Here is a 21,529-nt window from a genome sequence, read left to right on the forward strand (position 1 = left end):
GCCGTGAGCCGGACGTGCCCGGCCCCACCCGGGCCTCACGTCCGGGGGTCGGGGCCGGGCACGTCCGGCTCACGGCCGTCCGTACCGGGCCTCGGGTCCGGGTTGTCAGATCGTTGACGCGTCTATCACGAAGCGGTAGCGGACGTCGCTGGCGAGGACCCTGTCGTACGCCTCGTTGATCTGGCCGGCGCTGATCAGCTCGATGTCGGAGGCGATGCCGTGCCCGGCGCAGAAGTCGAGCATCTCCTGGGTCTCGCGGATGCCGCCGATCATCGACCCGGCGAGGGTGCGGCGCTGCCGGAAGAGGGAGCCGGAGACGACCGGCAGCGGGTTCTCGGGGGCGCCGAGCTGGACCATGACGCCGTCGGTGCGCAGCAGGCCCAGGAAGGCGTTGAGGTCCAGGTCCGCCGAGACCGTGTTGAGGATCAGGTCGAAGCTGTTCGCCAGGGCCTCGAACGTGGCCGGGTCGGACGTGGCGTGGTAGTGGTCGGCGCCCAGGCGCAGGCCGTCGTCCTTCTTGCGGAGGGACTGGCTGAGGACGGTGACCTCGGCGCCCATGGCGTGGGCGATCTTCACGGCCATGTGACCCAGGCCGCCCAGACCGACGACGGCGACCTTCTTCCCGGGGCCCGCCTGCCAGTGGGCGAGGGGCGAGTAGACGGTGATGCCCGCGCACAGCAGGGGCGCGGCGGCGTCCAGGGGGAGGCCGTCGGGTACGCGCAGGACGTAGTTCTCGTCGACGACGATGTGCGTCGAGTAGCCGCCCTGGGTGAACTCGCCGTCGTGGCCGGTGGCGGCGTAGGTGCCGACCGGGCCGCTCGCGCCGGTGCAGTACTGCTCGAGTCCGGCCCGGCAGTTGTCGCACTCGCGGCAGGAGTCGACGAAGCAGCCGACGCCGACCCGGTCGCCGGGCGCGTGGCGGGTGACGCCGGCGCCGACCTCGGCGACGACGCCCGCGATCTCGTGGCCGGGCACGATCGGGAAGGTCTCGTGCCCCCATTCGCCGCGCACGGTGTGGATGTCGGAGTGGCAGATGCCGGAGTACTTGATCTCGATCAGGATGTCGTGCTCGCCCAGCGCGCGGCGGGTGACGGTGGTGCGCTCCAGCGGTGCCTTGGGAGCGGGTGCCGCGTACGCGTGGACAGTGGTGTGCGTCATACGGTCGATCATCGGGCCGGTTCTTTTGGGTAACCAGAACTCGGCTGAAAGTACGCTCGCGGTTCCTACCACTGGCAGGGACACCCTTCGTCCGGTCCGCCGCACGCATACTGGTGGGTATGGATCAGCGCACCGAGCTCAGCGAGTTCCTCCGCTCCCGCCGGGCCCGGCTGCGGCCCGAGGACGTCGGGCTGACGCCGTACGGCGGCCGGCGCCGGGTGCCGGGGCTGCGGCGCGAGGAGCTGGCGCAGCTGGCCGGGGTGAGCGTCGCCTATTACACGCGGCTGGAGCAGGGGCACGGGCAGAACGTGTCCGCGGCGGTGCTGGAGGCGATAGCCGACGCCCTGCGGCTCAGCAGGACGGAGCGGGACCACCTCGGCCATCTGGTCAGGCCCGCCCCGAGCCGCCCGCGCACCGCGCGCCCGCAGCGTGTCCGGCCCACCGTGCAGCATCTGCTCGACACGATGGAGGGCGTCCCGGCGTATGTGCTGGGGCGGCGGACGGACGTCATCGCCTGGAACCGGCTGGCCTGCGCGCTGCTCGGCGACTTCCCCGCCGTGCCGCCGCAGCAGCGCAACATGATCCGGCAGCTCTTCCTCGACCCCGCGGCGCGCGAGCTGTACGTGGAGTGGGAGGCCAAGGCGGCCGACCTCGTCGCCTGTCTGCGGCTGGAGGCCGGGCGCTATCCGGACGACCCCAAGTTGGCCTCCCTGGTGGGTGAGCTGTCCGTCAAGAGCGAGGAGTTCCGCCGTCTGTGGGCGGCCCACAATGTGCGGGACAAGGGCCATGGTGTGAAACGGCTGCTGCACCCCGTGGTGGGCGAGCTGACCGTGGCGTGCGAGACGTTCGTCCTGCCCGCCGATCAGGACCAGGTGATGGTGACGTACCACGCCGAGCCCGGCTCGCCGTCCGCCGAGTCGCTGCGGCTGCTGGCCAGTTGGACATTGGACATGGAGACCGTGCCGGGTGGTGCGGAGCCCTCCCTTCCCGCGTCGCGCCCCGGCGCGTAGCGGTCGCGCGCCGGGGCTGTTCCGTGGCCTGCGGGGTCAGGGCAGCTGGGCCCCGGTCGCCTGGAGGGCGGCGGGCACCGGCTGGAAGAACGTCTCACCGCCGGACGAGCAGTCGCCGCTGCCGCCGGAGGTGAGGCCGAGCGCGGTGTCGCCGTCGAAGAGCGCGCCGCCGCTGTCGCCGGGCTCGGCGCAGACATTGGTGCCGATCAGGCCGTCGACCTGGCCCTCCTGGTAGTTGACGGTGACGTTGAGGGCCGTGACCTGGCCCTCGTGGACCTGGGTGGTGCTGCCGCTGCGCTGGACGCGTTCGCCGACGCGCGCCTCGCCGGCCTTGGCGATGTTCTGCTGGCCGCCGTTGTAGAGGTCCACGGAGCTGGGGTGGTCGGCGCTGCCGGTGTAGCGCACGATGGCGTAGTCGTGGCCCGGGAACTCGGCGACCTCGGTGGAGCCGATCGCCCCGCCGCCCTGCGAGTCGGACCAGTCGCCCGACGCCTTGCCGCAGTGCCCGGCGGTCAGGAAGTACGGCTGGCCGTCCTTGGTGACGTTGAACCCCAGCGAGCAGCGCACTCCGCTGCCCCAGATGGCGTCGCCGCCCGCGACGAGCGGGCGGAAGACGCCCGGCGTCCGTTTGATCGTCGCCTTGCCGCCGAGGCCGTCGACGACCTTGCGCACCTGGTCCAGGCGGGCGCCCGTGACGGTGCTGTCGACGGTCACGACGACCTTGTGGAGCTTGGGGTCGACCGCCCAGGCGGTGCCGGGGACGGCGGCGTGGGCGTTCAGTTCCGCTCTGGCGGAGGCCAGTTCGGCGGCGGAGTGGGCGGCGGGGGCCGCCTGGGCGCTCTGGAGGGTGAGGGAGGCAGTGGTCAGGACCACGGCTCCGGCGACGGCCAGGGCGGCGCGGCGCCGGGGTATGCGTGAGTGGTTCAACTCGTCGACCTCCTGCGAGTGGGGGTGTGCCCGTCGCGCGCACCGCGCGTCCGGGCCCGGAGGATTCGTACGGCACAACAGCGACCGCACGTCGCGTGCATGCCAAGAGTTGCCGGATGAGTGTCCCGTCCGGACAAGCCAACGCACAAGAAGGCATCCGGTCGCGCACAACCGCTCAGAAACGCGCACTCGCTCCGACTCCTCCGAGGGAGCGCCGGCCGAGCGTCAGAGGTCATGCGCACGATCGCGCATGACGGGGCACCGCGTACACCCTGTGCGCATAACGGACGGTGAGGGCCGCGACTGTCCGGTAACCGCCGCTCCCCCGCCCGCACTCGCCGCGCGGGGGCCGCTCAGGAGCAGCCGCCACCACCGCAGCTGGAGCTGGAGCAGCTGCTGCTGGACGAGCAGCTGTGGCCGCTCGAACAGCTGTGGCCGCCCGAGTGACCGGAGTGGCCGGAGCTGCCCGAGTCGTTGGAGTCGCTGGATCCGGTGTCGAAGAGGACTCCTCCGCAGGAGGACGCGGACGTCGTGGCAGCCGTGGACGACCAGTAGGAGGACGACGTCGTGGACGAGGACCTACCGGAACGGCCCGTCCGGCTCGTGGTGCCGGTCCTGCGGTTCGTCCGGATCCTGGCCGCCTCCGACAGCTGGGCCCTGAGCTTCTTGTCCGGCGCGCGGAGCCGGCCGTGCACGGCGACGACGCCCGCCGCCCCGGCGGGGTGCGCCCCGGCTGTGGTCCGGCTCCAGGCGGGATCGGCGGTGATCAGCCGGGCGAGACCCTCACCGAAGTCCGTACGGGGATCGCGCGACTTATGGGGGCCGCATGCCACCCGGACCAGGACCCCGGCCAGGGCGAGCGCCAGCAGGGCGAGGCCCATGGCCCGGAAGGCGGCCGGGAAGAGCAGGACGACACCGGCGGCGGCCCCGATGGCCAGCCCCGCCGTCTGCCAGCGGGCCACGCGCCGCCAGCGGTACTGGAAGCCCCGCGGCAGCAGCATGTCCAGCTTCTCCAGGGACCGGCCGATGGCGTGGACGAGGACATCGCGCTGGAGCTCCCGGCGCAGGGCGCGCAGGGTCGTGCTCCAGTCTTCGCCGCACTGCTTGAGCAGGGCGCGTTCCACGGCGTTGTGCGCGGTGGGTTCCACCACCATCACCCTGCCGTTGCGCACGGTGACGCGCTGGTCTGCGTGCATGGCGGTGATGACGGTGTCGGCGACGCGTTCGACGCCGCCCAGGAGGCAGGCCACGCCCAGGACGTCCGGGATGTCCTCGGGCGCGGGCGGGACGTTCCGGCCGCGGGCCTGCCGCCGGACGCGGACCAGCGCGACGGAGGGCACGACGATCAGCGCCGCGCAACACAGCGTCACCATAAGGGCGTACAACATGGGAGATTGCCTTTCGGTCAGCGCGCGGGGCGCAGACGGCGCAGGACGGCGGCCACCCGGCGGCGTACGCGGCCCGGGGCCGGTGCGGCGGCGGGGCCGGTCCGTTCGGCCAGCCACGCGGTGAGCCGCCGGACCCGGTCGGGGTCGGTTACGGCGTCCGTGCGCAGCAGGTGGCGGGCGAAGTCCAGGGCGTCCCGGCGGTAGCCGCCGGTCATGGGGCGGCCCCGGGCGTAGCCGAGGAAGAGGTCGCGGAAGTCGTCGGCGAGGATCTCCGCCGGCTCCGGGGCGATCTTGCGGACGACGCCGAGGCGCTTGGCGAGCAGCGCGCGGCGCTGGACGTCCAGGCGTCCCGGGTCGAAGCCGGGCGGGGGCGGGGCGTCGGCGACGAGCGCGGAGAGCAGGGCGAGCTGGGCCTCGGCGAGCCGGCGCCGGGCGGCGTCGGTGTCCCGGCCGGGGGCCCGCTCGCCGGGGGCGCGCTCGCCGGGTGCCGGCGCGCCGGTGAGCGGGTCAGCCATGGCAGCGGGCCCCACCGGCTATGGCCCGTATCGCGTCGAGCTCGGCGGCGAGCTCGCCGGCCTCGGGGAAGTCGTCGTCGCGCTCCAGCAGGATGCCGGGCGGGGCGACGCGGTCGCAGAGCTCGGCGAGGACGTCCAGCACGGGCCGGGTGACGGGGTGGGCGTGGCTGTCGTGCCACAGTCCGTCGCGTTCCACGCCGCCCGCGACATGCACGTAGGCGAGGGCGTCGAGGGGGAGTTCGTCGAGGGCGGTGGCCGGGTCCTCGCCGCGGTTGACGTGGTTGGTGTGGAGGTTGGCGACGTCGACGAGGAGCCGTACGCCGGTGCGCTCGACCAGCTCGGCGAGGAACCGTCCCTCACCGAGCTCCTCGCCGGGCCAGGTGAAGAGGGCCGCGATGTTCTCCAGCGCGAGCGGTACGGGCAGCACCGACTGGGCGATGCGGACGTTCTCGCAGAGCACGTCCAGCGCGTCGCGGGTGCGGGGCACGGGCAGCAGGTGCCCGGCCTCGATCCGGGGGGCCGGGCCGGGGCCGGCCGGGGCGCCCCCGGCGCGGACGAAAGCGATGTGCTCGCTGACCAGCGGGGCGTCGAGGGCCTCGGCCAGCTCGGCGAGCGCGACGAGCCGGGCCAGGTCGGGCCGGTCGGCGCCGCCCAGGCCCAGGGAGACCCCGTGCGGGACGACGGTCGTCCCCCGGGCGCGCAGCCGCCGGAGCGCGGCGGGGAGGTGGTCGGGGCAGACGTTCTCCGCCACGACCTCCACCCAGTCGATCCCCGGCAGCCGCTCGATGTCCCCGGCGATCTCCGGCCGCCAGCCGACGCCGGTGCCCAGCACCGTACTCATCCCCACCCCCGTGGCTCCCCCGCGGCGCTTCGCGCCCATTGCGAAGGTGATTCCCCGTCCCGACTTGATCAATCCTTGGTCAGGAAGAGGGTAATCCTTGAGGTGATCCCGGGGGAGGGTTCCTCCGGATGTCAGACGGCGGGGGTCCCGGCGTCCTCCAGCAGGCCGGGGTGGTGCTTGCGGGCCACGCCCGGGTGGGCGCGCAGCCAGCCCTTGATCTCATTGCGGCCGTACTCGGCGAAGAGCGGGTTGGCCGAGTCCTGGGTGACGCCGGGCGCGCTGTGGGCGTACGGGAAGTCCAGGGGCTCGATGCGGGCGTCCAGCCGCGGGTTGTAGAAGAACGGCACGGAGAAGCGCTCGCGGGCCCCGGGCGGGCTGACCACACGGTGGTTGGTGGCCTTCAGGTAGCCGTTGGTGGCGACCTCGAGCAGCTCGCCGAGGTTGATCACGAAGGCGCCCGGCAGCGGCGGCACGTCGATGAACTCCCCGTCGGGGCCCTCGACCTGGAGACCGCCGACCTCGTCCTGCAGGAGCAGGGTCAGGAAACCGTAGTCCTTGTGCAGGCCCACGCCCTGGCCGGCGCCGTCGGGGGCGCTGCCGGGGTAGCGGACGAGCTTGAGGTGGAGGTGGGGGCGGTCGGCGAAGGCCTTGTCGTAGAAGTCCTCGGGGGCGCCGATGGCGGCCAGCAGCTCGTGCAGCAGCCGCTCGGCGACCGAGCTCAGCCGCTCGACCCAGCGCAGGGCGGCGGTGCGCAGCTCCGGCAGGGCGGCGGGCCACTGGTTGGGGCCCTCCAGCCACCAGTAGCCGGGGTCCTCCGGGCCGGGGACGTGGGCGGCGCGCTCGGCACCGATGTCCAGCTGGTCGCGCCAGTCCTGGCTGCCGCCGGTGCGCTCGTCGCCTATGCGGGTGTAGCCGCGGAAGTGGGGGGAGTTGAGGTTGCTGATGGCGAGCCGGTCGGCCTCGGGGAGGGCGAAGAAGGCGCGCATCGTGCGCATCAGGTCGGCGGTCTCGTCGGCGGTGACGCCGTGGCCCGTCAGGTGGAAGAAGCCGACGTCGCGGGCGGCGGCGTGGAGGGCCTCGTGGAGGCCGGCGCGGGCGTCGGGGCCTGCGGAGGCGGCGGAGAGGTCGATGACCGGAAGCTCGTTGTTCATGGAGTGTCCACAGCATGAGGGCCCGGTTAAGCGTCCGGGGATGGCCGGACGACCCGTGCGACCGGCGCAGGGTGTGCGGCGGCGACGGGACCGGGGAGCGGCTAGGAATAAGAGAAAAGCGAAGAAAGCCAGGAACGCGGGGAAAACGCGTGGGACGGCCGCCCGGGAAGCGGGCGCCGCGAAGGCGTGAAGGTCAGCCGGACCGGCGACAGGACATGCTCGTGACACGGACGAAGTCCACGTGGCGGCGTTTGACGAGCGGGTTCACATCCCCGAGGGTATACGCCTCCGGTGGTGATCATGCCGTTGTCCGGGGGTGGCACGCGTCACATGCCGTTAACAATCGGTGCTGGTTGTTCCGGATGAGGCGCCCCATGGGTCAGCCGCGGCGCTTGTCGACGACCAGGGTCCGCTCGTAGTGCCGCATCTCCTCGATGTCGCCGGTGTAGGGCCGGACCGCGTCGAGGAAGGGCGGGAAGTGCGGGCCGCTGCGGAACCCCCGCTCGTGGTCCTCCACCGAGGTCCACTCGATCCGCAGGACGTAGCGCTCCGGGTCCTCCACCCCGCGCGACAGCTCGTAGGCCAGGCACTGGGGCGCGGCGTAGAGGTGCTCGGCGGCCGCGGCGTACGCCTTCTCGAAGGCGGCGCGGCGGTCGGGCTCGGCGATGCGGTAGCGGACGTATTCGACGGTCACGCGGACCTCCTCCCTCGGCGCCGGCGGAATCGCCCCGGCGTCCGGCAAGCCCGCCCGGACGCGGGCGTGTGGGGGCGCTGTCCGAGCGGGCCGACGGCCGGAGTTCCTGCCGCGCCGCGCACGCTACCAGCCGGAACGGCATGAACTCCGGAAGCCGTGACGCGGCCGGGCACCACTTCCCCGGAAGGCTCGCTCCAAAAGGAGTTGGATACCCCGGAAGGTAAATGACTCGCTGGGGCGAATGAGTGAAACGCCGGAACTTCCCCATTCACTTGCAGTTACTCAGTTCGCTTCCCGGAGGGAAACATCGATCGATCGAAAGGCATTGACGTGCTCAAGAAGGTTCTCGCCACGGCGGCCTTGACCGCCTCGGCCGTCGGCGCCGTCGCCACCCCCGCGATGGCCATCGGCAACGACCAGGACGTCGCGAACGCCAACGGTGCGAAGACCGGCTACGGCAACACCGCGACCGGGGGCGTGGAAAGCCCGCAGATGAGCCTGATCCAGGGCTCGCTCAACAAGCTCTGTCTGGGCATCGGGAAGGTCGGCGTCCAGTCCCTCATCGGGGCGCTCAACGTCGGCGTCCAGGACGTGCCGATCCTCAGCTCGCAGCAACAGCAGCAGTGCACGGACAACTCCACGATCAACGACGGCGACGACCCGCTGTCGCACCTCGTCGACGAGATCCCGGTGCTCTCCGGCAACGGCTCCGGCAACGGCGACGACGGCCACTGACGATCTCGCGATTCCATGGAATTCCCTCCGCTCCGGGTGTACGGGCCCCTGGGCGGGGGGATTCTTGTATGTCCGGATGTATGGAGAAGCGAACTGCCCGGTGTGATCCGGGAATCGAGGAATACGGCAGTGCACGCGGGGCCGGCCGTCCGGGCGGCCCCCGATCATGGGAGGGCCCGCACTCGTGATCGCAACATCCCCAGCGCTCCTGCCCGGCTCCCCCGGCTTCGACGGTTCGGGCATCGACGGCGGTCTCTACACGGAGATCACCCGGGACGCGCGGCACGCGCCGTGGCTGCTGAACGATACGGTCTCCACGTGGTCGGCCTTCGGGCTGGTGCTGTTCGCCGCGCTGATGCTGACCGCCTGGTGGCTCGCCCGGCGCTCGGACTCCCCGATGATGGCCCGGGCGCTGGCCACTCCCCTGGTGGTGGCGATGGTGTACGGAGTGGACATGGTCGTACGGGTGGCGGTGCGGGAGGACCGGCCCTGCCGTTCCATACCGAGGAGTTTCACCCTGGAGTCGTGCCCGGCCCCGGGGGACTGGTCCTTCCCCAGCGGCCGCGCGGTGATCGCCTTCGCGGCGGCCGCCGCGCTGTGGCTGGTCGAGCGCCGGCTCGGGGCGGTCGCGGCGCTGGCGGCGGCGGCCATGGGCGCCTCGCAGGTGTGGATCGGCGCCCACTACCCGCACGACGTGGCCGCCGGCGCGCTGGCGGGCGTGGCGCTGGCGGCGCCCCTGACCGTACTGGCGACCCGGGGTACGCCCTGGGTGGAGCGGGCCCGCAAGGGCCGGCTGCGGCCGCTGCTGGTGACGGCCGCGTGAGCCGCCGTCCGGCCGGGCCCCGGGCGGCGCCGGTGGTGGCGGCCCTGGCCCTGGCCGTGCTGGCCGTCCTCGCGGCCCTGGTGATGGCCGGGGGCGGCGCGCCGTTAGCGGTGGACACGGCCGTGCGGAACGCGGTCCTGGAGCATCGCGCGGGCCTGGGCACGGCGGCGAAGGCCCTGACCTCGACGGGCACGGGCGCGGTCCCCTATCTGCTGGCCGGCCTGGCGGGCTGGCTGGCGTCCCGGCGGGCGCTGGGCGTCGTGGCGGCGGAGGCGGTGCTGGGCGCGGGCCAGTTGGTACGGATCGGGCTGCGCGTGGCCGTGGACCGGCCCCGTCCGCCGGCCGACGGCTGGCTGAGCGCGGCCCACGCGGCGTCCTTCCCCTCGGGTCACGCGACGACCAGTGCGCTGGCGGGCGGGCTGCTCGCCTGGGCGCTGCTGCGCCGGTATCCGGGCGGGCCCGGCCGGGCGGCGGCGGGCTGCGCCGTGCTGTGGGCGGTGGGTGTCGCCCTCACCCGGGTGGTGCTGGGCGTCCACTGGGCCTCCGACCTCGTGGGCGGCTGGCTGCTGGCCACGGGCTGGCTGGCGCTGACGCTGCCGGTGCTGGCCCGCCTCCTGGAGCGGCCGGCGCTCCCGGTCCGGCCGTGGCGGCGCAACCCCCGGATCGGGTGACCCGCCACGGCGGAGTGAATCACGGGCGGGACGGCCGCCCGCTGACCGCTGTTTGACGCATCCTCGAACTTCCGGACGAGAAAGCGCCCTTGGGGCCGTGACGACCCTCCCCCCGGGCGCCGACATTTCGAGCATTCGTCCGATCCGGCGTCAACGAGGAGGCTCCGTGCGTCACAGCCCACCCCTCCGTCCCCGTCCCCAAGAGGCCTCGTCGTCCGAGCGGTTGCTGTTCGGCGGTCCGCTCCGGCACGACCAGGGCTGGAACAAGCATGAGAACGCCCGCCATGAGATGTCCCTGTGGGCGATGGCGCTCCGGCTGCCACGGCTCGTCGGCGCCGCGATCCGGCTGGCGTGGCGGGCGGACCGCGGCGCGCTGCGCACGGTGGCGGCGGCGGAGTTCGGCCAGGGGGTGAGCCAGGCCGTCGGCCTGGTGGCCATCAACCACGTCCTGGCCGCCGTGCTGGCCACCGGGCCGACCGGGCAGCGGCTGGCCGCGGCCCTGCCCGCCCTGCTGGTCGTCGCGGTCACGGGCGTGGTGGGCGCGCTGGCGACGTCGGCGTCCACCTCGGGCACGGGCCGGCTGGAGCCCAAGGTCGAGCGCGTCGCCACGGAGATGTACCTGGAGCGGGTGATCCGCGTCGAGCTGGCGGCGATCGAGGACGAGGAGTTCCACCGCCTGCTGGACTCGGCGCAGTACGGGGCGTCGGCGGCCCGCCGCATGATCAGGTACTGCTCGGGGGTCGTCGGGGCATTGGTGGCGTTCGTCGCGGCCGCGGGGGTGCTGACCGTGCTCCACCCGGTGCTGCTGCCGCTGCTGGCCCTGACGACCGTGCCCCGCGCGTGGGCCTCGCTGCGCATCGCCCGGGCCCGCTACGCCTCGCTCCACCACTGGGTGCAGCACGCGCGGGCGGGGCGGCTGCTGAGCGGGCTGCTGATCCAGACGGAGCCCGCGCCGGAGGTGCGGGTGCACGGCGTCGGCCCGTTCCTCCTGCGGCACTTCCGCAGCATGTCGGAGAGTTCGGAGGCCGAGCAGACCCGGCTCGCGCGGGACGCCGCGCGCGTCCGGCTGATCGCCTCGGCGCTGACGGGGACGGCCGTCCTCGCCACCTACGCCGCGCTGGGCGGGCTGCTGCTGACCGGGGTGATGGAGCTGTCCGTCGCGGGCACCGCGGTGCTGGCCACGCGGAGCGGCTCGGCGAGCCTGGCCTCCTTGATCCTCCAGGTCAACAGCCTCTACGAGGAGGCCTGTTATGTGCAGGACCTGGAGCGGCTGTGCCGGGAGGCGGCCGAGCGGGCCATTCCGGAGGGCGGGGAGAGCGTGCCGGACAATCCGAAGGAGATCCGGTTCGAGGACGTCTCGTTCGGCTATCCGGGCAGCGCCGTGCCGCGGCCCGCGCTGGACGGCGTCAGCCTGACCATCCCCCAGGGGAAGATCGTGGCGCTGGTCGGGGAGAACGGCTCGGGCAAGAGCACCCTGGTGAAGCTGCTGGCCGGGCTCTACCGGCCGGACTCGGGGCGGATCCTCTGGGACGACCGGGACATGGCGGGCCTCGACCGGGCCGGGGTGTTCGCGCGCTTCGCGATGGTCAGCCAGGACTTCCACCGGTGGCCGTTCACCTGCCGGATGAACGTCGCGATCGGGCGCACCGGCCACCCCGTGTCCCAGGAGCGGCTGGAGACGGCGGCCCGGTACGCGGGCGCCGACGAGGTGGTCGCGGGGCTGCCGCGCGGCTGGGACACCCTGCTGGCGCGGGGTTACGAGGGCGGGCACCAGCTCTCCGGCGGGCAGTGGCAGCGGCTGGGGATCGCCCGGGCCCGTTACCGGGAGGGGCGGATCCTCATCGTCGACGAGCCCACCTCGGCGCTGGACGCCCGGGCGGAGATCCAGGTCTTCGACCAGATCAGGCGGCTCGCGGACGGCGGCCAGACGGTGCTGCTGATCACCCACCGGCTGGCCTCGGTCCGGCACGCCGATGTCATCCACGTCCTGGAGCGCGGCCGGCTCCGGGAGAGCGGCACCTTCGAGGAGCTGATGGGCCCGGCCTCGGCGGGCGTCTTCCGTGATCTGTACGAGCTCCAGCGCGGGCAGTTCGCCGGGGACGGCCCGGTGGTGCCCGGCTCCCGGGGCCCGGGCGAGGCCGGGCGGCGGGCCCGGCGCTGAACCGCGTGCGGGAGGGCACCGGCCGAGGTGCCCCTCCCGTGCGCTCCCCTACCCGGGGAGCACTCCCCAGTTACTGCTACAGTCGGGAACCGTAAACGGGGAATACACCCCACTTGCTCTCCGGACGCCTCCGGACGCGGAAAGGACCAGCCATGTCCACACCCGTTCTCATGGATTACTCCGACCCCGGCGCGGACCTCTCCGCCGACCGCAACGTCCTCTACGCGCGGCTGCGCGAGCTGGGCCCCGTCCACCGGATGCGCACCCCCGACGGCAAGGAGTCCTGGCTGATCGTCGGGTACGACGAGGCCCGGGCCGCCCTGGCCGATCCACGGATGAGCAACGATCTGCGCAACTCCCCCGACTGGACGGGCGACGGCGGAGTCCCCATCGGGACGAACATGCTCCAGACCGACCCGCCGGACCACACCCGGCTGCGCAAACTGGTCGCCAAGGAGTTCACCGCCCACCGCATCGAGGCCCTGCGACCCCGCGTCCAGGAGATCACCGACCGGCTGCTCGACGGCCTCCCGGCCACCGGCCGCGCGGACCTCGTCGAGTCCTTCGCGCTGCCGCTGCCCCTGACCGTCATCTGCGAGCTGCTCGGCGTCCCGGCGGCCGACCGGGCGGACTTCCGCGCCTGGTCCAATGAGATGGTCATGCTCACGGACATGGCGGCCGCGGCCGCCGCGGCGCAGGCCATGACGGAGTACCTCCACGGCCTCATCGAACGCAAGCGCCGCTCCCCCGAGGACGACCTGCTCAGCGCCCTGGCGGCGGCCGCCGACGACGGCGACCGCCTCTCCCCCGCCGAACTGCTGGGCATGGCCTTCGTCCTGCTGGTCGCGGGGCACGAGACCACCGTCAACCTCATATCGAGCGCCGTGTACAGCCTGCTGAACCACCCGGGGCAGCTCGCCGGGCTGCGGGCCGACTGGTCGCTGCTGGACGGCGCGATCGAGGAGACGCTGCGGTACGGGTCGCCCGTGGAGCGGGCCTCCTACCGCTTCACCACCGAGCCCGTGGAGATCGGCGGCATCACCCTTCCCGCCCGGGAGCCCGTCATCGTGGTCCTCTCCTCGGCCGGCCGGGACGCGAGCCGCTTCCCCGACCCCGACCGCTTCGACATCCACCGCGACGCGCGCGGCCACATGGCCTTCGGCCACGGTCTCCACCACTGCCTCGGCGCCCCGCTCGCCCGGCTGGAGGCCTCCGTCGCCCTGCGGAGCCTGCTGGAGCGCTTCCCCCGCCTCGCCTTCGACACCGACCGCCCCGAGACGCTCCTCTGGCGGCCGAGCCTGGCCCTGCGCGGTCTGGCCGCGCTGCCGGTGCGCTACTGAACCCGGGCGTCCGTCAGCAGTCCAGGGGGTAGGGCACCTTGTCGGTGACGGGGCCCTTGTTGCGGCAGATCTGATAGCCCTGGGCATGCAGATCGCTCACGATGTCGGGCAGGGCGTCGGGGAAGTTGCTGAACAGGTGGCCGAGGATGACGCCGTTGCGCTTCTCGTCCGGGGTGGCGTCGCGGACGCTCGCGCGGATGTCGTCCACGCTCCGCGCGTGGCCCTGGGTCTTCTCCCAGTCGTGGGTGTCGATGGTCCAGTTGCAGATCCGGAAGCCGAGCTCGGCCGCCACCTCCCGCTCGCGCTCGCCCACGTCGCCGTACGGCGGCCGCAACAGGTTGCCGGCGACGCCATTGCGGATCTCGTCGTACAGCTCGTCGTCGTCCAGGCTGGGCAGATGGCGGTGGGTGTAGGAGTGGTTGCCCACCCAGTGGCCCTGCTGCCGCAGCTGCCGGGTGATCTGCGGGTACTGCGCGGCGAACTTGCCGATGAGGAAGAACGCCGCGCGGATGCCCTGCGCCTTGAGCTGGGCGCCGATGCGCACCGACCGCTCCGGGTCGTTGTAGGGCCAGTCGTCCAGGGTCAGCAGGATCCGCCCGGAGGTGTTGCCGCAGCGCTCGCGGTCGTAGACGCCCTCGGGGGCGGGCGGGGCGGCGGGCCGGTCCCGGTGGCCGCTGTCGCCGTCGCGGGCCACGCCGTCGCCGGCGTCCCCGGGGCCGCCCTTGCCCGCCGGGGCGCCTGCCGCGTGGTGGCCGTGGCACCAGGCCGGCAGATCGCCGCGGCCGCCCTTGGCGCCCGCCGGCAGCGGTACGCAGTCCTCCTGGTCGTCGTCCACGGCGTGCACCGCGAAGGCCGAGCACGTCACCAGCGCGGAGACCGCGGCGGCCGTCTTCAGCGGAGCCCGCCGGCGCCGCCGGTGACGCCCGCGACCACGCCGGAAGACCTGACCGTATCCGGACATGCTGACTCCTCACGGATGACGGTCCGCCGGCAGGCGCGGCCCGTCATCTCACCCCGGCATCGACACCGGTTCGATGATCTTGACACCAACCCTCGGGCCGGACGGGCGCTCCCGCAACCGCGGCGGCGGGCACGGTTGGGCCGCCCGGGTGGTGCCCCGGGCGGCCCGACCATGCCCGGACGTCAGCCGCGGGCGGCGGTGATATAGGCCAGGCCGTGGGCTCCGGCCTCGCCCTGGCGGCCCACCTCCAGGGTGGCGAGCACCTTCGGGGCGGTCAGGTCGACCACGGTGACCGTGCTGGACAGGACGGCGGAGACATAGCCCGTCCTGCCGTCCGGCGAAGAGGTGACGGTCAGCGGGAACGCCCCGACCTCCACCTGCCCGGCGACCTCCAGCGAGCCCGGCGCGTAGACGGTCAGCACGCCGTTCGCCTGCCGACCGAGCCCGCCCCCCTCGCCCTCCTCCATGCGCAGCTCCCCCGCGAGCACCGCGCCGGTGGCCGTCGTGTGCACCGGGAAGACGATCCCCTCGGTGTACAGGGTCCGCACGATCTCGCCCGAGGCGGTGTCGATCACCCGGACGCCGGGGCGGGCGGCCGGCTCGGCCGTGAAGTCGCCCTTGGGAGCCGCCGCGTAGACGAACGCGCCGTCGGGCGAGACGTCCAGGCCCTCGCTGCCGGGCACCTCGATCCGCCCGGCGAACTCGCCGCGCTCCAGGTCGAGCACGGAGAGGAAGGGAGCCTCCTTGTTGGTGGTGTAGCCCCGGCGGCCGTCCGGGGTGATCGCGACCCAGTGGGGGCCGGCGGCCATCACCGGGATCCTGCCGCGCCGCTCGCGGGTCGCCGTGTCGTAGACGACGACCCCGCCCGGCTCGGTGTCGGTCGCCTCGACGCTGACGTAGAGCAGGCCGCGCGCCCGGTCGAGGGCGAGGCCGTGGGGCGCGTGGTCGGGGGCGGTGTCGAGGACGTCGACGACGGCGTGGGTGTCGACGTCGATGACGGCGATCTGCCGGGCCTCCCCGTCGTGCCGGTGGTAGTAGCCGTGGACGTACGTGCTCACGCAGTACAGCACCCGGTGGTCCGGGTCGAAGCACAGCTCGTGCGGTTCGGCGGGCACCTCGACGACGGCCAGCCGCTCATGGGTGACGGCGTCGAAGAAAGTGACGGTGGGTCCGGTCTGGCTGACAACGGCCAGTTGGTCACGGGTCGCGAAGGAAGGAACGGAAGAGTCGTCTCGCTGAAGGGAGTTCATGCTCAGATCCTCACCCGGAACCCGGCCTTGACTCCAGTGCAAGCTTGTCAAAGGAGCATTGCGTCAGACGCAATCGACTCCTCGGCTCACAGCGCGGCCAGCCACCGGGCGTCGACGACGCCCTCCGCCGCGACGCCCGCCGCGCCGGTCAGGAGCGTGGCGGCGGACGCGTCGAGCGCCACCGTCAGCGGCCCCATGACGTTCTCGACGACCGTGGTCTCCCGGCGGCCCGCGGCGTGCTGAACGGCCGCGGCCGCCGCGCACGCGGCGGCGCCGCCCGGGCGGATCTCCCCCGCCCCGGGCCGGTAGGCGCGCACCCGCAGGCTGCCGCGCGGCAGCACGTTGACGAAGACCATGTCGGCGGACGGCACGAGCACGCCGACGGCCTTCGGGAAGGCGGCGGTGTCCGGCTGCGGCTCCTTGGTGAAGTCCAGGTACGACACAGGGGTGTCGATGACGCAGACCAGGTGGAGGGCGCCCAGCGACACGAGCGCGCCGGGGAAGGACTCCCCGTCCGCCGTCACGCCCGCCGTGCCGAGGACGCGCGGGGTGGGCATCTCCACGGTCGTACGGCCCTTGGCGTCGACGGTGACGCGCTGGTCGCCCAGGCGGGTGCCGATCCACAGCGCCCCGGGCCCGGCGAGCCCGGCGACCGTCAGATAGCGGGCGACGAACCCGGCACCGGGGCCGCAGGCCAGGGAGTGCGAGCCGTCGGCGTCCCGGCAGTCCACGAACCACTCGCCACGCGTACGGGCGGGCGCCTTGCCGGGGCCGGCGACCGTCAGGCGCAGCAGGCCGTCCCCGCCGAGCCCCGTGCGCGGGTGGCACAGCCCCCGGACCGCGCCCTCGGACAGCGCGACCCGGTTGCCGGGATCGAGCAGGAGGAGGAAGCCGTCGCCGCCGCAGTGGCCCTTCACATAGCGGGGCCCGGGCTCGACGGAGGGCCGGTGCGCAGCCATCGACCACCTTCCGGGGGGAGTTCGGGCCACCGGCCCCTGACTGCGGCATCGTGCGGCAGTCGCGGGGCGGCCCGCAACGCCTTCCCCGGGCTTCTCCGGCGGATTGCCGGGCGACTGCCGGTGGACCGCCGCCGGGCCGCGGGGCGGGTGGGGGCCGTGCGCCGACGGCCGGGCCCATAGCGGACGTCGGCGAGCGAAGGGGGCATCTTGACCGCTGGAGTGAGCGTCCTACGCTGGGGTGGGCCGGTGACGAGGAGGCCCGCAGGCCGGTCGCGGCCGGCCGTGTGCCGGTGGGGAAGGGGCCCGAGGGGGAATGACGTTGACGGACGGTGCCCAGGGGCTCGCGTTCGGCCCGCTGCTGCGCCGCTACCGGCTCTCCGCGGGCATGACCCAGCAGGAGCTGGCCGGGGCGTCCACGCTGAGCGTGCGCGCCATCGGCGATCTGGAGCGCGGCCGGACGGGCCGCCCTCAGCGGAAGTCCGTGGAGCTCCTGGCGGGGGCGCTGGCCCAGGGGGACGAGGCCGCGCGGCGGCTCGTCGAGGCGGCGAGGGCCGCGCGGCTCGCGCCGGAGCACGACGGCTCGCCGGAGGAGCGGCCCGGCGACGGTAACGGCACGGCGGCGCACGCCGTGCGGGCGGACGGGGACCGGGCGCCGGGGACCCGCGCCCCCGGCGCACCGGTCTGCGAACTGCCCCCGGACATCCCGGACTTCACGGCCCGTCAGCGGGAACTGCTGGAGATCGAGGGGGCGCTGGCGCCCGAGGGGGTGCGGTGCGGGCAGCGGCTGACGCTGATCGCCGGGCATCCGGGGGCGGGCAAGACGGCGCTGGCGGTACGGGCCGCGCACCGGCTGCGCTCCCGGTTCCCGGACGGCCAGCTCTTCGTCCAGCTGTCCCCCGCCGGGCACCCCGCCCTCGGCCCGGACGACGTGGTCCGGCACCTGCTGCGCTCCCTGGGCGACCCGGCGGCCGGGGCGGGCCCGGCGGAGGAGGCGGGCGCGCGGCTGCGCGCCGTGCTGGCCCGCGAGCGGGTGCTGATCGTCCTCGACGACGCGGTCTCGGAGGGGCAGGTGCGCTGCGCCTGTCCGGGGGTGGGCGCCTCGGCGGTGCTCGCGACGTGCCGTCGCCGGCTCTCCGCGCTGCCGGGCGCCGGGCGCGTCGACGTGGGGGCGTTCGGCACGGAGGAGGCGCTGGCCTTCCTGGCGCGGATGGTCGGCGAGGAGCGGGTGCGTCGCGAGCGCGCGGAGGCGGCGCTGGTGGCCGAGTTGTGCGGGCGGATCCCGCTCGCCCTGCGGGTGGTGGGCTGCCGGCTGCTGGCGCGGCCGCACTGGACGATGCGGACGCTCGTCGACGAGGTCCTGAACGATCCGCGCACCCGGCTGCGGGAGCTGGGCTCGGGCGACCTCACGGTGCGCGCGGCCGTCGCGGCGGCGTTCGGCGTGCTGGACGAGCAGACGCGGTGGGCCCTGCGCCGGCTGGCGGCGGCCCGGGCGCCGGGGTTCAGCCTGCGGGGCGCGGCGACGCTGCTCGGGTGCGGGACCGCGCGGACCCACCGGATCCTCGGCGACCTGATGGACGGCCATCTGCTGGAGGCGTTCGAGGGGCGCCGGGCGGCGGAGCCGTCCTATGTCGTCCCGCCGGTGATACGGCTGTTCGCGCTGGAGGGGGCGGAGGCGGCCGCCCAGGGTTCCGGGGCGCTCGCCCGGAGCGGGCCGGCGCGGGCGTAGCCGCCCGCGGGGCGGTCGGTGGGGCGGTCAGCGGGTGGTGTAGCCGCCGTTGATGAAGAGGGTCTGCCCGTTGAGCCACCAGCCGTCGGTGAGCAGGAACTTCACATACGGCACGATGTCCTCGATCTTCGTCAGCTCGCCGTTCATGGCGGAGGACTTGTGGTATGCGATGGAGTCCTCGGTCTCGGCGGGGTAGAAGAACCCGGTGTCCATGGGCCCGGGGGCGATGTTGTTGACCGAGACGTTCCGGCCGAACAGCTCCTTGGACAGGGCGCGGGTGAAGTGCTCGACGGGGGCCTTGCTGCCCGCGTAGACGGAGTAGAGGCCGGTGTAGGCGGCGAGCAGCGAGGTCACGATGGTGACGATCTTCCCGCCGTCCTCCACCCGTTTCGCGGCCTCCTGCATCATGAAGAACGCCGCCTTGGAGTTCACCGCGAACATCTTGTCGTACTCGGCCTCGGTGACCTCGGTCAGCGGCTTCTTGAGGACCATGCCGGCGGTGTTCACCACGCAGTCGACCTTGTCGAAGGCGCCGACGGCCACCTCGAACAGCCCCTCGACCTCGGACACCTGGGTCAGGTCGGCCTCGTGCACCACCGCCTGGCCGCCCGCCGCCTTGACCGCCGAGGCGGTCTCCTGGGCGCCTTCCTTGGAGGACGGGCTGTTGTAGTGGACGACGACCTTCGCGCCCTCCTTGCCGACCTCCCGGGCGATGAGACCGCCGAGGTTCTTCGACGCTCCCCCGATGACGACGACCTTGTCCTTGAGCGTATGGCTGGGCATGCGTCCCTCCTCGGAGGGGCCGACGACAAAGCATGACCACTTTATTGCGGTACACACACCTTCGCACCCCTCCGCACCCCTTCGCCGGCCGGTGTCCCGGTGGTACGACCTGGAGCTTCCGGGCACCGGAGGGCATTAGGCTAGCCTTACCTTATGACTTTGTCGCACGTGGACACCGAGGCGAAACCCGCCGCTGACCAGGCAGTTCCCAGACCGTCCCACGGCCGTCGGCGTCTGCCGGTCATCGCCGCCGGACTGTTGCTCGCCGTCCTCGTGCTCGCCGCGCTCTCCCTGTCCGTCGGCGCGGGCGAGGTCGGCCCGGGCGCCGTCCTGGACTACCTCCTCGGCCGCCACGGCGCGCGCGACAACGCGCGGCTGTCCCTGGTCGTGGGCGACCTGCGGATCCCCCGCACCCTCACCGCGCTCCTCGTGGGCGCCGCCCTCGGCACCTCCGGCAGCCTGCTCCAGGCCGTCACCCGCAACCCCCTCGCCGAGACGGGCCTGCTCGGCGTGAACGCCGGCGCCTCGCTCGGCGTCGTGGCCGGCATCGCCTTCCTCGGCGTGCAGAGCGGCCCCGGGCACCTGCTGTGGGCGTTCGGCGGCGCCATCGTCGCCAGCGGGCTGGTCCTGCTCATCGCGGGGCGGCGCGGCGGCGGTTCACCGATGCGGCTGGTCCTGGCCGGCTCCGCGCTGGGCGCCACCTTCGGCGGGATCACCAGCGTCATCGTCGTCAACTCGGCCGAGACCTACGACCGCTTCCGCTTCTGGGTCCTCGGCTCACTCGCGGGCGTCGAGGGCTTCGGCAAGCTCACCGGACTGCTGCCGGTCCTCGCCGTCGGCTTCCTGATCGCCCTGCTCGTCGCCCGCCCGCTGTCCGCGCTGGCCCTCGGCGACGACCTCGCCAAGGGCCTGGGCCACCGGCCCTCCACCATCCGGGTGGTCGTCGCCGTGGCCGTCACCCTCCTCACCGCCTCCGCCGTGGCGCTCGTCGGCCCCATCTCCTTCCTCGGCCTGCTCGCCGGCTTCCTCGCCCGTACGCTCGCCGGGCCCCGGCTCACCGCCCAGATCGCCCTCGCCGGGCTCATCGGCGCGGGCGTCCTCACCGGCGCCGACGTGCTGGCCCGGGTGGTCTCCCGGCCCTTCGAGGCACCGGTCTCCGTCATCGTCGCCCTCATCGGCGCCCCCGTCCTCATCGGCATCGTCCGCTCCCGGCGGCTGGGGGCGATGGGCATGACCGACCCGGCCACGCAGGAGGCCGCGCCGCCCAAGCGCCGCTTCTCCGTGTGGCCCACGCGCCGCGCGGAAGGGACCGAGGAGCGCGAGGACAGCCTCGTCCTGCGCGGCGGCACGCTCTCCGTGCTGCTGCCGCGCCGGGCCGCCCTCGCGGCGCTCGCCCTGGCGGCGCTCCTCGTCGCCGCCGTCGTCCTGTCCGCCTACGCGGGCCAGAGCGAGATGGGCCTGACCCGGACGTTCAACGCCGTCCTCGGCTCGGGCGACCGCTTCGACGTGCTCCTGGTGCAGAAGTTCCGGCTCGGCCGGATCGTCGCCGGGCTCACCGCCGGCGCCGCCCTGGGCCTGGCCGGCTGCCTCACCCAGACCCTCGCCCGCAACCGCCTCGCCACCCCCGAGCTCCTGGGCGTCAACGACGGCGCGACGGCGGCCGTCCTCATCTCCACGACCCTCACCGGCACCTTCGGCGCCTGGTGGGCCGGCCCCCTCGGCGCGCTGGTGGCCGTCCTCGTCGTCACCACCGTCTCCGGCGGCCTCGGCCGGCGCGGCTACCGCGTCCTGGTGGTGGGCCTGGCCATGTCCGCCCTCGCCTCCGCCGTCACCCAGGTCGTCCTCACCCGCCGCTCGCTGAACTCGGCGAGCTCGCTGTATGTGTGGACCTCGGGCAGTTTGAACGGGCGCGGCTACTCCGTGGCCACACCCGTCCTCATCGGCCTGGCCGTCCTCGTGCCGCTCGCCCTCGTCGTCGCCCGGCAGCTCAACGTGCTGCGCTTCGACGACTCCACGGCCTCCTCCCTGGGCGTCGCCCCGGACCGGGTGCGGATGTTCTGCCTGCTGCTCGCGGTGGCCCTGGCGGGCCTGGCCGTCGGCATCTGCGGCCCGGTCGGCTTCGTGGCGCTCGCCTCGCCGGTCATCGCGGGGCGGCTGGCGGGGCCGCTGCGGGTGCCGGTGGTGGGGTCGATGCTGACGGGAGCCGTGCTCATCGTTGTCGCCGACACGGTCGGGCGTGTGCTGCTCGACGGGGTCGAGATTCCCGTCGGCATCGTCACGACGGTCCTTGGCGGACCGTTCCTGCTGTGGGTGCTGCTGGGGCGGTCGAGTGCGGCACGTGTGTAGGCCTCCGGCGGTCTCTCCCCTGACCCGCCCCTTCCCGTAACCGGGGGCTCCGCCCCCGGTTACGGGAAGGGGCGGGTCAGGGGAGAGACC

Annotated in this window: 17 protein-coding genes and 1 pseudogene; 8 read left to right on the plus strand and 10 right to left on the minus strand. The window is 73.7% G+C overall.

Features of this window, described 5'->3' with window-relative positions:
* Positions 1-105: 105 nt before the first annotated feature.
* On the minus strand, positions 106-1,158 hold the full coding sequence (locus tag K6I33_RS12450) for an NAD(P)-dependent alcohol dehydrogenase (RefSeq protein WP_229350957.1): 1,053 nt from the start codon (positions 1,156-1,158) through the stop codon (positions 106-108).
* Between the two features lie 119 nt (positions 1,159-1,277).
* Here K6I33_RS12450 and K6I33_RS12455 point away from each other — a divergent pair, with 119 nt between their 5' ends.
* Positions 1,278-2,168 (plus strand): helix-turn-helix domain-containing protein, encoded by an 891-nt coding sequence (locus tag K6I33_RS12455; RefSeq protein WP_229350959.1) that lies wholly within the window; start codon positions 1,278-1,280, stop codon positions 2,166-2,168.
* Between the two features lie 36 nt (positions 2,169-2,204).
* Here K6I33_RS12455 and K6I33_RS12460 read toward each other — a convergent pair whose 3' ends face one another.
* From K6I33_RS12460 to K6I33_RS12480, 5 genes and pseudogenes are all read right to left on the minus strand, one after another.
* A complete protein-coding gene (locus K6I33_RS12460; protein ID WP_229350961.1) occupies positions 2,205-3,095 on the minus strand; it encodes a S1 family peptidase in 891 nt (296 codons plus the stop codon).
* Between the two features lie 353 nt (positions 3,096-3,448).
* On the minus strand, positions 3,449-4,483 hold the full coding sequence (locus tag K6I33_RS12465; protein WP_229350963.1) for a TIGR04222 domain-containing membrane protein: 1,035 nt from the start codon (positions 4,481-4,483) through the stop codon (positions 3,449-3,451).
* A gap of 17 nt (positions 4,484-4,500) precedes the next feature.
* Positions 4,501-5,839 (minus strand): annotated as a pseudogene (locus K6I33_RS12470) (DUF692 domain-containing protein).
* 131 nt (positions 5,840-5,970) lie between these two features.
* Positions 5,971-6,990 (minus strand): isopenicillin N synthase family oxygenase, encoded by a 1,020-nt coding sequence (locus K6I33_RS12475; RefSeq protein ID WP_229350964.1) that lies wholly within the window; start codon positions 6,988-6,990, stop codon positions 5,971-5,973.
* 379 nt (positions 6,991-7,369) lie between these two features.
* Positions 7,370-7,684, minus strand: a complete 315-nt coding sequence (locus K6I33_RS12480) for a putative quinol monooxygenase (RefSeq protein WP_229350966.1) — start codon at positions 7,682-7,684, stop codon at positions 7,370-7,372.
* 330 nt (positions 7,685-8,014) lie between these two features.
* Between K6I33_RS12480 and K6I33_RS12485 the strand changes: the two genes are divergently transcribed.
* The 5 genes from K6I33_RS12485 (at position 8,015) to K6I33_RS12505 (ending at position 13,414) form a co-directional block, all read left to right on the plus strand.
* Positions 8,015-8,419, plus strand: coding sequence for a rodlin (locus K6I33_RS12485; RefSeq protein WP_229350968.1), 405 nt, complete (start codon positions 8,015-8,017; stop codon positions 8,417-8,419).
* Positions 8,420-8,603: 184 nt separating this feature from the next.
* Positions 8,604-9,242 (plus strand): phosphatase PAP2 family protein, encoded by a 639-nt coding sequence (locus K6I33_RS12490; RefSeq protein WP_229350970.1) that lies wholly within the window; start codon positions 8,604-8,606, stop codon positions 9,240-9,242.
* Positions 9,239-9,913, plus strand: coding sequence for a phosphatase PAP2 family protein (locus K6I33_RS12495; protein ID WP_229350972.1), 675 nt, complete (start codon positions 9,239-9,241; stop codon positions 9,911-9,913). Before K6I33_RS12490 ends, K6I33_RS12495 begins: the two co-directional genes overlap by 4 nt.
* Positions 9,914-10,079: 166 nt before the next feature.
* Entirely contained in the window at positions 10,080-12,074 is a 1,995-nt protein-coding gene (locus K6I33_RS12500; protein ID WP_229350974.1) for an ABC transporter ATP-binding protein, read from the plus strand.
* A gap of 152 nt (positions 12,075-12,226) precedes the next feature.
* Positions 12,227-13,414: a cytochrome P450 gene (locus K6I33_RS12505; protein WP_275126691.1), complete on the plus strand. Its 1,188-nt coding sequence runs from the start codon at positions 12,227-12,229 to the stop codon at positions 13,412-13,414.
* A 13-nt stretch (positions 13,415-13,427) separates the two neighbouring features.
* On the opposite strand, the gene K6I33_RS12510 is transcribed toward K6I33_RS12505, so the two are convergent.
* The 3 genes from K6I33_RS12510 to K6I33_RS12520 form a co-directional block, all read right to left on the minus strand.
* Positions 13,428-14,375: a polysaccharide deacetylase family protein gene (locus tag K6I33_RS12510; protein WP_229350976.1), complete on the minus strand. Its 948-nt coding sequence runs from the start codon at positions 14,373-14,375 to the stop codon at positions 13,428-13,430.
* 182 nt (positions 14,376-14,557) lie between these two features.
* The gene (locus K6I33_RS12515; protein WP_229350978.1) at positions 14,558-15,625 is read right to left on the minus strand and encodes a YncE family protein; all 1,068 of its coding nucleotides are present in this window, start codon (positions 15,623-15,625) and stop codon (positions 14,558-14,560) included.
* An 86-nt stretch (positions 15,626-15,711) separates the two neighbouring features.
* On the minus strand, positions 15,712-16,584 hold the full coding sequence (locus K6I33_RS12520) for a hypothetical protein (protein ID WP_229350980.1): 873 nt from the start codon (positions 16,582-16,584) through the stop codon (positions 15,712-15,714).
* Positions 16,585-16,897: 313 nt separating this feature from the next.
* Here K6I33_RS12520 and K6I33_RS12525 point away from each other — a divergent pair, with 313 nt between their 5' ends.
* The gene (locus K6I33_RS12525) at positions 16,898-18,310 is read left to right on the plus strand and encodes an NB-ARC domain-containing protein (RefSeq protein WP_229350982.1); all 1,413 of its coding nucleotides are present in this window, start codon (positions 16,898-16,900) and stop codon (positions 18,308-18,310) included.
* Between the two features lie 27 nt (positions 18,311-18,337).
* Here the strand turns inward: K6I33_RS12525 and K6I33_RS12530 are convergent, their stop codons facing one another.
* On the minus strand, positions 18,338-19,093 hold the full coding sequence (locus K6I33_RS12530; RefSeq protein WP_229350984.1) for an SDR family oxidoreductase: 756 nt from the start codon (positions 19,091-19,093) through the stop codon (positions 18,338-18,340).
* A gap of 153 nt (positions 19,094-19,246) precedes the next feature.
* On the opposite strand from K6I33_RS12530, the gene fhuB reads away from it, so the two are divergent.
* Positions 19,247-21,439, plus strand: a complete 2,193-nt coding sequence (gene fhuB / locus K6I33_RS12535) for a Fe(3+)-hydroxamate ABC transporter permease FhuB (RefSeq protein WP_229350986.1) — start codon at positions 19,247-19,249, stop codon at positions 21,437-21,439.
* Positions 21,440-21,529: the final 90 nt, after the last annotated feature.

It is taken from the genome of Streptomyces sp. UNOB3_S3, assembly GCF_020740895.1.
GTDB lineage: Bacteria > Actinomycetota > Actinomycetes > Streptomycetales > Streptomycetaceae > Streptomyces.